This is a genomic window from Vibrio sp. E14, assembly GCF_020515785.1.
GTDB classification, from domain to species: domain Bacteria; phylum Pseudomonadota; class Gammaproteobacteria; order Enterobacterales; family Vibrionaceae; genus Vibrio; species Vibrio diabolicus.
This window is the reverse complement of record NZ_JAHPJI010000001.1, coordinates 542,494-554,500: the sequence shown is the minus strand read 5'-3', so window position 1 is coordinate 554,500 and position 12,007 is coordinate 542,494. Positions and strand designations below refer to the sequence as shown.

Below are 12,007 nucleotides of genomic sequence, written 5' to 3'. Positions count from 1 at the left end.
GACAACCATTTATCTTGAGATTCCCAATTGAACAACATCTTGCCAATCTTGGTCTTGTGCAAGCTGTAACCCGTCAATGTTGAGTAAAGTAAAACTCTCCTGTGCTTTTGGATCATCATTAAGTTGCGAAATTGCCTTTCGTAAGGCAAGAGTAATCTCTTCATCGACATTATTTGAAACCGCAATAGCATGAGGCGTATAACCAGCAGTTGTATAAATGATGCTAAGTTGGTCTTTTATTTCACTCGGTAAGCTCTCAAAGGTACGCTTCACGCCACCACCAGCAATGTACAAACCTTTAAGTACCCCCAAATAGACTGAGTCGTGCGAACCAACGTATTTAGGCGTAAACTTGATGCCTTTCTGCGCCAACTCTGATTGTGTGATGATAGAGGCAGCAAATGCTCGTGGAGCAGGAAAAGCGATGGTCTTTTCTTGCAGCTCATCAAGGGAAACCGACTTCCCTCGCCTTGCTACAATAATGCCTGTGATACGCTTATTTTTCGCTCTTGCTAAAGCCGTATAACCTGGGTTTTGATTCACCAAGGTAAAGTGATATGGGTTCATGTATGCAATGTCGTAGGCTCCAGCCATCAAGCGTGCTTCGAACGTGGGAATATCACGTGCCGTGGCAAACTTAATCTCAACGCCAGCAAGATCTCCCCAGCGTTGCAGTAATGGCTGCCATTGTTGCACTAGTTTGGTCGCCGACTGTTGCGGTACGACACCAAAAACAATGGAAGGTTGAGCAACGACAGAAGGTGACCATGTGCATAACATCATAAGCAACGTAAATATTCGCTTGTGAAGCCGCCAAATCAACGTCTTTAGTTGGGAGTTCAACAAAATCATCTCCTTATGTTTGTCTTTCGTTAAAGATAGATAGCTATCTGAAAGATTGCGAATTATCGGATTAAATTGCCTCGTGTCTCAGATACCATTTATACTCAAATGAACACCTAAAACAGGAGCAGGTAAATGCTTATTACATTTCGTTGCCATAGCCACTCGAACGTCACTATGTTTGGCGATATTGCGATAAAGATGATCAAAATGATGGGCCATAGTGGCTCAGTACCAGGGTCTATTTCCGCTCAAGACATCCCTGATGCTCTATCTAGATTGACCTCCGCTCTCGCAGCACAAGAAGCGATAGAGAAGAACAACAGTCAAGCAATGGAAGAAGATGAGGAGCAAGAGGAACAAACGGTCAGTTTAGGACGCAGAGCATTTCCACTTATTGAGCTTTTAAAATCGGCAATTAAAGAAGAGTGCGAAGTGATGTGGGACAGCCAATAAATGCTCCAAATCAAGCTGTGGAGAGGAAAGCAACATCCAATCTATACTTTCCTCCCCTGCTAAAAGGAACTTACCCAATTCACTTCTCTGTTTGAATGACTCTTAACGAGTGCTTACTCAAACCTAACCTATTGAATATAAATCAGTGATAAACATCTGATTTCATAATAAAAATCCCCTATTGACTGAAACACTCACTTATCATTGTGGCCTCAACTGCAAACCATTAATGGAATGATTGTTATGTCAGAACTGACTCGGATGCGCTCTGGAGAAACCTATAATTGCCTGGATGAAGAACTAAAGCTCATGCGCGCCAAAACCGCGCAGCTTGTCTTCCAATTTAACCACGAGCCAAACCCAGATATCCGTAGACAACTATTGGCGGAAATGGGCGTCCAATTAGAAAACAGCGCCTGTATAGAGCCACCGCTTCAACTTACCTACGGTTGCCACTTGTCCATCGGGGAAAACACCTACATCAACTGGGATGCCATTATTCTGGACAATGGGCAGGTTGAGATTGGCGCGAACGTCATGATTGGGCCTAGAGTGCAAATTTACACAGCCGCTCATTCACTCGATACACAAAGACGCTTAGCCGGAGATGAGATCGCCAAACCGGTAAAAATCGGCAATAACGTTTGGATTGGTGGGGGCGCAATCATACTGCCAGGCGTGACCATTGGCGATGAGGCCGTCGTCGGCGCTGGCTCTGTCATAACCAAAGACGTTGCGCCGGGCGATCGAGTTGCTGGAAATCCAGCGCGCTCCATTAAACCAAAAAACTGAAGAAAGTCGCTATTTCGCCAAATGATCGCGAATAATGTTGGCAAGCAGATTGAGAGCATGGACGTATTTGTCATTGAGCTCAAAAGAAGCGTTAAGACGAATACAGTGATCGTATTGTTCTGTCAGGCTGAACATCTTTCCCGGTGCGATGCTGATATTATCTTTTAGCGCTTCTCGATATATCTGCAAGGCGTCGATATGCTTGGGAAGCTCTAACCAAATAAAGTACCCGCCGCTTTGGCTTAACGCTTTGACTTCTTCAGGTAACAGCTCATTAAGCAGATCCGTCATTTTACTTTTACGTTCAAACAGCTTTTTCCGTAACTGCTTCAAATGCGATTCATAATTGCGGCTTGTTAAATAGTGCACCAATGTCATTTGCACTGGTGCACTCGTCGCTAATGTACTCATTAACTGTAACTTTTGTACCTCTAGCGCCCGCTTTCCCGCCGCAACCCAACCAATACGTAGCCCTGCGATTAATGATTTTGAAAACGAGGAGCACAACATGGTATTGCCCGTGTCATCAAACATTCTTAGTGGGTAAACCGAGTCATTCCCGGCATGCAGTTCGCTGTACACATCATCTTCAATCACTGGCACGTTATATCGCTGTGTCAGTTCAATCAGCTTTTGTTTTTTCTCGTCGGAGAGCGTAAAACCCAGAGGATTTTGGAAGTTCGACATCAGCCAACATGCTTTCACATCGTGTGTTTGCAGCGCTCGTTCCAATGAATCTAGGTCAATACCCGTGACTGGGTCTGTTCTTACTGAGAGCGCTTTCAAACCTAACCGCTCTAAGGATTGCAATGCGCCATAGAATGCAGGCGACTCCACAACCACCCAATCTCCCGGTCTTGTGCAGGCTTGCAAACTGAGCGTTAACGCCTCCAGCGCGCCTGCCGTAATGACAATTTCATCGGGTGAAATTTCAATGCCTTTCGCAGCATAACGCTTCGCGATGATGGTACGTAATTGTTCGTTTCCCGGAGGTAAGTTATCAAAGGTGGTGGAAATCGGCATATTGCGAGCGGCTGCGCTCATCGCCCGATTCACGTGATAGCGTGGGTATAAACTTGGATCTGGATAGGCAAAGCCAAAATTGATCATGGATGGATTTTTACTCGCCTGCAGCACATCAAAGATAAACTCATTGATGTCTACCTGCTCTGTCCACGAGACCGCTGCTGGCGCTTGGGGTTCATTTGAACTCTTAATATAGGGAGCAACTCGATAACCAGAGCGCGGCTGTGACGTTACCCAGCCTTGAGATTCCAGAATTTGATAAGCGTGCAATACCGTCATCAAGCTCAAACCCGAGTGTTCAGATTGGCGACGCAGAGAAGGCAGCTTGTCACCCGGATGCCATATCCCCGATTTTATCTGCCTTTTAAGCTGTTCCACTAACTCTTGGTACTTCGCCAAACGCAAATCCCCCTCCATAAAGCCGAATTCAAAATAATAACACTTCAACATTTAATCTGTTATAGGTTTATAGTCACTGTCTGTACCTACTTCCCTCATTCCGCTCCTTTTAAAATAGCTCTCTCATAAAACTTAAAAGATCAAAGGAAGTTTAATGTTTGGCCTCGACGCATTTATGCTTGCACGGATACAGTTCGCCTTTACGGTATCCTTTCATATTATTTTCCCCGCTATCACCATAGGTTTGGCCACCTATCTCGCCGTGCTGGAAGGCTTATGGCTAAAAACACGTAATCCCGATTACCAAAAGCTCTATCACTTCTGGTCGAAAATTTTTGCGGTTAACTTTGGAATGGGTGTTGTATCTGGTCTTGTCATGGCCTATCAATTCGGCACCAACTGGAGTGGTTTCTCCGACTTCGCTGGTTCTATCACTGGCCCATTACTGACTTATGAAGTGTTAACGGCTTTCTTTCTCGAAGCCGGATTTCTTGGCGTAATGCTGTTTGGGTGGCGTCGCGTCGGCGAAAAGCTGCACTTTTTTGCAACCTCGATGGTGGCGTTAGGCACGATCATTTCGACGTTCTGGATTCTCGCCTCCAACAGTTGGATGCAAACGCCACAAGGCTATGAAATTGTCGACGGACGTGTGGTGCCAACCGACTGGTTTGCTATCGTTTTCAATCCTTCATTTCCTTATCGTTTGGCGCACATGAGCGTCGCGGCTTTCGTCAGTTCAGCACTCTTTGTAGGCGCGTCAGCCGCTTGGCATTTATTGAGAGGCAATCAATCGACTGCGGTAAAAACCATGTTTTCGATGTCGCTCGGGATCTTAGTGTTCCTTGCGCCACTCCAAGCCGTGATTGGCGATGTGCACGGGCTAAACACCTTGGAATACCAGCCTGCCAAAATCGCCGCCATCGAAGGACATTGGGATAACAGCGATGGCAAACCAACCCCATTGATATTGTTCGGCATGCCAAACATGGAACAAGAACGCACAGACTATGCCATAGAAGTTCCTGTTCTAGGAAGTTTGATCCTACGCCACAGTTTAACTGAGCCAATCCCGGCGCTGAAAGACTTCCCGAAAGAGGAACGACCGAACTCACCTATCGTCTTTTGGTCATTTCGAATCATGGTCGGACTAGGACTTCTGATGATTTTTCAAAGCTTCTACAGCATGTGGTTACGAAAAAAGAACACGCTTTATACCTCGCGTTGGTTCCTCAAGTTTTCATTGTTTATGGGGCCATCTGGTCTTATCGCAATACTTGCTGGCTGGTTTACGACAGAGGTTGGTCGGCAACCTTGGGTCGTGTATGGCGTACAAAAAACGCGTGATGCGGTTTCTGCACATGGAGACCTACAAATGAGCATCAGCCTGCTGTGTTTCCTTGTTGTATACAGCTTGGTATTTGGTTTTGGTTATTACTACATGATCCACCAAATCAAGAAAGGCCCCGATGCAATCGAGCACGATGAGCACGACATGACGACCGTTTCAGGTCGCATTTAGAATTTGTCACAAAGTGAAGGTAAAGAATATGCATTTTGATTTATCCGTGATTTGGTTCGCGATCATCGTTTTTGCCACTTTGATGTACATCATCATGGATGGCTTCGATTTGGGTATTGGAATACTGATGCCCTTCATCAAGGATGAAAAACAAAAAGACGTCATGGTCAACAGTGTCGCGCCAGTTTGGGACGGCAACGAAACTTGGATTGTTCTTGGAGGCGCATCTCTATTTGGCGCTTTTCCGATGGCTTACGCGGTAATTATTGAAGCGCTAACCATCCCTTTGACGTTGATGTTGATTGCTTTGATCTTTCGTGGCGTAGCGTTTGAGTTTCGCTTTAAAGCATTGGAAAACCACTTAAAGTTCTGGGATCGCTCTTTTATGGTCGGCTCGATTTTAACCACGTTTTTCCAAGGCATCGTTGTTGGCGCGGTAATTCAAGGCTTTGCGGTGGAAAACCGCGTTTTCGTAGGTAGCCAACTAGACTGGCTCACCCCTTTTCCCATCTTTTGTGGTTTGGGTTTAGTCGCAACGTACGCACTGCTTGGTAGCACATGGCTCATCATGAAAACGGAAGGTGCACTGCAAAACACGATGTACCGCTTCACTAACAAAACACTACTGGCGATGATCTCCGCATTAGTCATTGTGAGCGCTTGGACCCCACTTGCTTACCCTGCCATTGCGGAAAGATGGTTTTCTCTGCCTAATTTGTTCTACTTACTGCCCGTACCTGTCATTACTGGGCTGGTATGTTTGAAGATTGCCGACTCCGTTAAAAAGCGTAAAGAGCGCAGCCCTTTCGTGATGGCGTTATTGATCGTGATTCTCGGGTTCGCTGGGCTTGGTATCAGTATCTGGCCAAATATCATTCCTCCTAGCATATCAATATGGGAAGCAGCGGCTCCTGCAAGCAGTCAGCGCTTTATGCTCGTTGGAGCAGTGATCATCATCCCGATCATTCTGGCTTACACCTTTTGGAGTTACTACGTCTTCTCTGGAAAAGTGAAAGAAGACGAAGCGTACCATTAACGAGTTGATAAGGAGTGAGTATGAAAGTCAAAAATTGGTGCCGCCAATGGGCGTGGATGGTTGGAATTTGGGTCGCTAGCGTCGCTGCATTAGGGTTAGTGTCTATGTTATTTCGCGTCATGATGACCGCTGCAGGATTAAAATCTTAGCTCGGCACTTTTAAATGGATGCCTCTAGAGCTTGTGTAAGAGCTAGAGGCGTTGAACCTAATACTCAATCTTAATGATAAAGCCAAGTGTTAAGAATCTACTCAAAACACTCTTTCATAAGTCTACATTGCCTGCAGTCGTTCATGCATGCTTACGAGATCAAAAGGTTCAAGCTTTTTCGCAAGGTTCAGTAATGCTTCCTTTTTATCTTGCGGTAAACTTTGAAACTTCGACTCTAAACGTAAATCCACTTTGCTAAAAAGTAGCTTTCTAATTTGACTAGCTTTTGCCTTTGATAATTGCAATCCATCATTATCGGAGGTTTCAATTATCATGATAATCCTTGCTAACTCACTGAATTCATTATCAGAGCATAAATAAAGTGATTGTTTGTATAAATAGCCAACAGAAATTTCAAAATCAATATTAAGCGCTTGAATCTTATCGACAATGTTTTCACTCACATCATTTTGAGAAGAAGAGTTGATACAATCATCAAATCGCCTTTCAAATGTAACAAATCGATTATTGAGCTCGTCCAACATAGTCGTATCTTTTGCGAATGATTCTATAGGTAAAACCAATAAGAACATTGGCAGTAGGTATTTTTTCAGCGACCGACTGTTCACAATCAAGCCCTTTTTCTAAAAACTTTCATACGGTGTTGGTGCAATTGTTGCTCTCAAACTCAAGTCCATTAAACTCGCCAAATGGCTTTCATTAAACTCTGATAGCTTTTGCAGCTTTAGACTGGCTTCATTAAACTCTTGGTAGAACTTCTCAGGTTGAGGTATCACGACTGTTTTTATGTTTGCTCGTGTTGCCGCAAGCATACCCGAATAAGAGTCTTCAAAGGCAATACAGTTACTTGAATCTACACCTAGTTTATTGATTGTTGAAAGGTAGACATCTGGCTCTGGCTTGCCCTGTTCTACATCGTCTGACGATGATATCGCGTCAAAGTAACTGGCAATACCGAGTTTGTTCAAAATGATGGGAATGAGTTGATAAGGTGAATTAGTAGACAATCCTATCTTAAACCCTTTTTCCTTAAGCAATTTGAGTGTTTCTGTAACACCCTCTAATTCGCATCCTTTTTCAATTATTAATGCCTCCACTTTATCCACAACAGCATTCTCTACTTCCTCTAGGCTCTTTTCTTGCCAAGGATTACGTTCATACCAAAACCTTGTTACTTCACCTGTCGTCATCGTCGCAGTCTGCTTTGATAATACTTCGGTCACTTGGACGCCAACTGATGAAAACACCTGCTTTTCAGCTTCCTTCCACAAAGGTTCTGAATCAATCAGCAACCCGTCCATATCAAAGACCGCAGCGTATATCATTGGTACACCCTCAGTAAGTTCTATTCGTTGAGTAAGATTTGTCTATTCAACCAAAGCATAGCTTTGCATATAACGAGGGAGAGTATCACATTTGCCTGGGGCTATCAGAGCCAGTTCGATAACTCATCTTTAAGCCTCAACATGACTGATGTTCGTGACTACTTTTAACGCCAGCTTATTGAGATTAGACGCCTCCCAAGCAACGACAACACGACTGGTTAGGGGGATATCATCAATCTCGGCGACTGTCGCGGAATCATCGAGATGTTCAGCCAGTGAGCGCGGAACGAGAGCAATACCTAGCCCTGCCTGCGCCATGGCGATCGTCGTACGAAGTTGCGGTGCTGCGAACTGTGGTTCGAGCCTTACTCCTGCGTCGGCAAAAAGTGTGCTCATGCCATCAAACAATGCAGGTCCAGTCTCTCGTGGAAACAGTAAAATTTTATGGCCTCTCAACTGTTTCATCTGGATACAGGGATATTTTGCCAGTTCGTGCCCCGCCGGAATCACCGCGACAAAAGGGTCGTTAAACAACACCTTGTGCTCAAAAGGCTCACTGGCGTAACAGGGTAGCCGCATGATTGCGAGATCAAGTTGTTTGCTTTTTAACTGAGCGGCAAGCTCTGGCATTGACAGTTCCGCCGCCTGTAAATGAACCCCATTCTCTTGAATACGCCCCACCCTCTCTAATACCTTAATGCAGGTTGATGTTGACGTTGCGAACCCGATTTTAACCTGCGTATTTTCACCACGGGCAATCTGTCGGGCTTTTGCTTTAGCGCGTTCCACATCAGCAAGAATATTTACCGCATCCGTATAGAAGACTTGCCCAGCATGGGTCAGTTCTACCCCTCTAGACAAGCGCTTAAATAGGTCCACACCAAGCTCGTGCTCTAACTTTTTGATTTGTTGACTTAAAGGAGGTTGCGCAATCCCTAACTGTTCAGCGGCTCGGGTAAAGTGACGAGTCTCGGCGACCGCGACAAAATACTTCAGGTAGCGAAATTCCATATATTTTCCATATCAAAATAAATCTTTTTTATATTGGATTTAGCACCGTGTAGAAGTCAATCTAAATATACTCTTCATTGCATAACTGGTCTTACTCATGCGTGGATTTTATAACCCTCTATGTGCTTGTTCGCTTGAAGTAGCGAAAGAATTTTCTGAATACCATCACGTTACCGGAGATGGTGAGATTTATCAGACTTCGTTGATGAGTGCTTTGATCGCTGGTGTTTACGAAGGCTCAACAACCATAGAAGAACTGCTGAAACATGGGGATTTTGGTTTAGGTACGTTCAATGAATTGGATGGTGAGTTGATTGCTTTTGATAAGGAAGTTTTTCAACTCAAGTCGGATGGCTCCGCAAACCCGGCAGACCTGGCGCAAAAAACGCCCTTTGCTGTCATGACTTTTTTTAAGCCTGATATCGAGCTGCCACTGACATCGCGCATGTCACGTCATGAAGTCCATAGCCTCATAGACGACATGGTTCCAAGCGATAACCTATTTTGCGCAGTGCGCATTGATGGCGTTTTCGATTCAGTTCGTACTCGCACCGTACCTAAACAAACACGCCCTTATCGGCCAATGCTTGAAGTGGTCAAAGAACAACCAACGTTCCGCTTCACGTATAAGCAAGGCGTGGTCGCCGGCTTTCGCAGTCCTAAATATACGACTGGCATCAATGTACCCGGCTATCACGAACACTTTATTACCGATGACCGCCAAGGAGGTGGTCATATCCAGGATTACAGCATTTCGTCAGGATTTCTCCAGATTGGCAAAGTCTCGCGGCTAGTGATTGATACACCAGTATCGACAGACTTCCTCACTGCCAATTTGGCTCCGGAAGATATAAATACCGCTATAGAAAAGGCGGAAAAGTAACAAAGTCAGGCAAATAATAAGGACAACAAATGCAATCCAAACCTTCAAATAAAAATGGAGCTCAGTTGATCGCTCAACAGCTAGAGTCTCTCGGCATTAAGTACATTTTCGGTATTCCCGGTGCAAAAATCGATCGACTGTTCGATGCGATTGAAGACACTAACATCCAAATGATTCCGGTACGTCACGAGGCTAACGGCGCGTTTATGGCGGGCGTTATGGGAAGACTAACCGGCAAAGCAGGCGTCACAATGGTTACGTCAGGTCCAGGCTGTGGAAACCTAGTTACAGGGGTGGCAACAGCAAACTCCGAAGGCGATCCGCTGATTGCTATCGGTGGTGCTGTGAAACGAACTGACCAGCAAAAACAAACACACCAGAGCATGGATACCGTCAGTATTTTTCGCTCTATAACCAAGTTCAGTGCTGAAGTGCAGCATGTGGACGCCGCAAGCGAGATCATGGCGAACGCATTTCGTATCGCAGAGTCAGGTCGTCCTGGGGCTTGCTTTTTGAGTCTCCCCCAAGATGTTTTATCCGAGCAAACCCAAACGGACATTATTGTCCCCTCGCCTTACACACAGCCTGGTTGCGCAGACATCGCAGCAATCGAAGAAGCGGTCAGTCGAATCAGCAAAGCAAAGCGTTGTGTGGTTTTACTTGGCCTTCACGCGAGCCGCAGCCAAAACGCTGCTGCTATCGCCCGATTTCTTCAAAATACGCAGCTACCCGTTGTCGGCACTTACCAAGCCGCCGGCACGGTAGACATCAACTACTATCACCACTTTGCTGGTCGTGTTGGTTTATTTAACAACCAACCCGGCGATGTTTTACTGCGTGATGCCGATTTAATTCTCACCATCGGCTTTAGCCCAATAGAGTATGACCCTGAGCTTTGGAACAGCCACCGCAACCCAGTGATTCACCTCGATATTGAACCGGCAGAATACCAACTTAATTATCAGCCTTGTGTTGAAATCGTCGGAAACATTGCGCAGTCATTAGACAAGATGGGCAGCTATATCTCTGAATATGCGCGCCTTTCCCCAACGGCACTTTCAGTACTGGAAGAGGTAGCACTGCAACGGCAAGTGATCAAAACCTATCCCAATGTCTATAACAAGCAAGGATTTCATCCACTGGCACTGATTAAAGCCATGCAATCTATCATCACACCAGATACCACGTTATGTCTTGATATGGGGAGCTTCCACATCTGGATCGCTCGTTACTTAAGTTGTTTTCGAGCTCGCCAAATGCTGGTGTCTAACGGCCAACAAACGATGGGCGTTGCACTGCCATGGGCCATTGGTGCCAGCCTACTGAAACCTGGCAGCAAAGTGGTATCGATATCAGGAGACGGCGGTTTTATGCAATCGAGCATGGAGTTAGAAACCGCGGTTAGACTGAACTGCAATATCGTCCATATTGTGTGGGTTGATAACGCCTACAACATGGTAGAAATGCAAGAGATCAACAAATATCAGCGCTGCTCTGGTGTGAAATTTGGACCAATTGATTTCAAGGCGTACGCCGAATCATTTGGCGCGAAAGGCTTCGCAGTGACTAGTCAACACGAATTGCTACCGACATTGAATAAAGCCATGGACGTTGAAGGACCAGCAGTGGTGGCTATCCCCGTAGATTACAGCGACAACGACAAACTGATGTTGCCGCGCACAGAGAAAAATCAAGATCCCGTTTTTGTAAGTTTCGAAGGAGAAATCGCATGAGAGGATTAAAAAATAAAGTCGCACTCGTCACTGGTTCTGCCAATGGTATTGGTTTGGCCATCGCAAAACGTTTGTATGAAGAAGGCGCAAACGTCGCTCTTGCCGATTGGAATGAAGAGCAGTTGGCAAACGCCGTTGAAGGCTTTGATAAACAGCGTGTGTCTGCACATTCCATTGATGTTTCTGACCCAGGCAAAGTCGCAGCACTGATTTCTGATGTTGTTACCCGTTTTGGTAGACTGGATATTTTAGTAAACAATGCTGGTGTACATGTCCCAGGTTCCGTGATTGAAGGTAGTGTGGAAGACTGGAAGAAGATCTCTGGTGTAAACATTGACGGCGTCGTTTATTGCGCGAAGTTTGCGTTACCTGAACTCTTAAAAACGAAAGGTTGTATGGTGAATACCGCGTCCGTTTCTGGTTTGGGTGGTGACTGGGGTGCCGCATTCTATTGCGCGAGTAAAGGCGCTGTGGTCAACCTTACTAGAGCGATGGCATTGGACCATGGTGCGGAGGGTGTAAGAATTAACGCCGTATGCCCAAGCTTAGTAAAAACCAACATGACGAACGGCTGGCCGCAGGAAATCCGCGATAAATTCAATGAGCGCATTGCGCTCGGCCGAGCCGCCGAACCTGAAGAAATTGCGTCTGTCGTGGCTTTCTTGGCAAGTGATGACGCATCTTTCATTAATGGCGTAAACCTACCTGTAGACGGCGGTGCCACCGCATCAGATGGTCAACCTAAAATAGTATAAGCATTAACACTGACTGAGCAGAATTTTTAACTGTAAGGTATCCACGCCAAAAAAAGAGC

Annotated in this window: 13 protein-coding genes; 8 read left to right on the top strand and 5 right to left on the bottom strand. The window is 45.6% G+C overall.

What is annotated here, in order from left to right; genetic code table 11:
* Nucleotides 1–9 precede the first annotated feature (9 nt).
* Complete coding sequence (locus tag LIX84_RS02395; RefSeq protein ID WP_329958986.1) at nucleotides 10–846, bottom strand: phosphate/phosphite/phosphonate ABC transporter substrate-binding protein; 837 nt, start codon at nucleotides 844–846, stop codon at nucleotides 10–12.
* A gap of 132 nt (nucleotides 847–978) precedes the next feature.
* Here LIX84_RS02395 and LIX84_RS02390 point away from each other — a divergent pair, with 132 nt between their 5' ends.
* Both LIX84_RS02390 and LIX84_RS02385 read left to right on the top strand, forming a co-directional pair.
* Complete coding sequence (locus tag LIX84_RS02390) at nucleotides 979–1,299, top strand: DUF1840 domain-containing protein (RefSeq protein ID WP_005392576.1); 321 nt, start codon at nucleotides 979–981, stop codon at nucleotides 1,297–1,299.
* A gap of 243 nt (nucleotides 1,300–1,542) precedes the next feature.
* Nucleotides 1,543–2,091: a sugar O-acetyltransferase gene (locus tag LIX84_RS02385; RefSeq protein ID WP_005499187.1), complete on the top strand. Its 549-nt coding sequence runs from the start codon at nucleotides 1,543–1,545 to the stop codon at nucleotides 2,089–2,091.
* 9 nt (nucleotides 2,092–2,100) lie between these two features.
* Here LIX84_RS02385 and LIX84_RS02380 read toward each other — a convergent pair whose 3' ends face one another.
* The gene (locus LIX84_RS02380) at nucleotides 2,101–3,516 is read right to left on the bottom strand and encodes an aminotransferase-like domain-containing protein (RefSeq protein WP_226420832.1); all 1,416 of its coding nucleotides are present in this window, start codon (nucleotides 3,514–3,516) and stop codon (nucleotides 2,101–2,103) included.
* Nucleotides 3,517–3,670: 154 nt separating this feature from the next.
* Between LIX84_RS02380 and LIX84_RS02375 the strand changes: the two genes are divergently transcribed.
* The 3 genes from LIX84_RS02375 to LIX84_RS02365 are packed head-to-tail and all read left to right on the top strand — an operon-like array spanning nucleotide 3,671 to nucleotide 6,220.
* On the top strand, nucleotides 3,671–5,035 hold the full coding sequence (locus tag LIX84_RS02375) for a cytochrome ubiquinol oxidase subunit I (protein ID WP_170901804.1): 1,365 nt from the start codon (nucleotides 3,671–3,673) through the stop codon (nucleotides 5,033–5,035).
* A 28-nt stretch (nucleotides 5,036–5,063) separates the two neighbouring features.
* Nucleotides 5,064–6,071, top strand: a complete 1,008-nt coding sequence (gene cydB / locus LIX84_RS02370; RefSeq protein WP_170901805.1) for a cytochrome d ubiquinol oxidase subunit II — start codon at nucleotides 5,064–5,066, stop codon at nucleotides 6,069–6,071.
* A gap of 20 nt (nucleotides 6,072–6,091) precedes the next feature.
* Nucleotides 6,092–6,220, top strand: a complete 129-nt coding sequence (locus tag LIX84_RS02365; RefSeq protein WP_124007763.1) for a DUF2474 domain-containing protein — start codon at nucleotides 6,092–6,094, stop codon at nucleotides 6,218–6,220.
* A 122-nt stretch (nucleotides 6,221–6,342) separates the two neighbouring features.
* On the opposite strand, the gene LIX84_RS02360 is transcribed toward LIX84_RS02365, so the two are convergent.
* The 3 genes from LIX84_RS02360 to LIX84_RS02350 form a co-directional block, all read right to left on the bottom strand.
* Entirely contained in the window at nucleotides 6,343–6,849 is a 507-nt protein-coding gene (locus tag LIX84_RS02360) for a hypothetical protein (protein ID WP_226420519.1), read from the bottom strand.
* 15 nt (nucleotides 6,850–6,864) lie between these two features.
* Entirely contained in the window at nucleotides 6,865–7,566 is a 702-nt protein-coding gene (hxpB, locus tag LIX84_RS02355) for a hexitol phosphatase HxpB (RefSeq protein WP_054867451.1), read from the bottom strand.
* A 129-nt stretch (nucleotides 7,567–7,695) separates the two neighbouring features.
* A complete protein-coding gene (locus tag LIX84_RS02350) occupies nucleotides 7,696–8,577 on the bottom strand; it encodes a LysR family transcriptional regulator (RefSeq protein WP_048624919.1) in 882 nt (293 codons plus the stop codon).
* Nucleotides 8,578–8,674: 97 nt separating this feature from the next.
* Here LIX84_RS02350 and budA point away from each other — a divergent pair, with 97 nt between their 5' ends.
* The 3 genes from budA to LIX84_RS02335 are packed head-to-tail and all read left to right on the top strand — an operon-like array spanning nucleotide 8,675 to nucleotide 11,948.
* Entirely contained in the window at nucleotides 8,675–9,460 is a 786-nt protein-coding gene (gene budA / locus LIX84_RS02345; protein WP_226420518.1) for an acetolactate decarboxylase, read from the top strand.
* A gap of 29 nt (nucleotides 9,461–9,489) precedes the next feature.
* The gene (gene alsS, locus LIX84_RS02340) at nucleotides 9,490–11,193 is read left to right on the top strand and encodes an acetolactate synthase AlsS (RefSeq protein ID WP_047008215.1); all 1,704 of its coding nucleotides are present in this window, start codon (nucleotides 9,490–9,492) and stop codon (nucleotides 11,191–11,193) included.
* On the top strand, nucleotides 11,190–11,948 hold the full coding sequence (locus LIX84_RS02335) for an SDR family NAD(P)-dependent oxidoreductase (protein WP_226420517.1): 759 nt from the start codon (nucleotides 11,190–11,192) through the stop codon (nucleotides 11,946–11,948). The genes alsS and LIX84_RS02335 overlap by 4 nt, the downstream gene beginning before the upstream one ends.
* Nucleotides 11,949–12,007 lie beyond the last annotated feature (59 nt).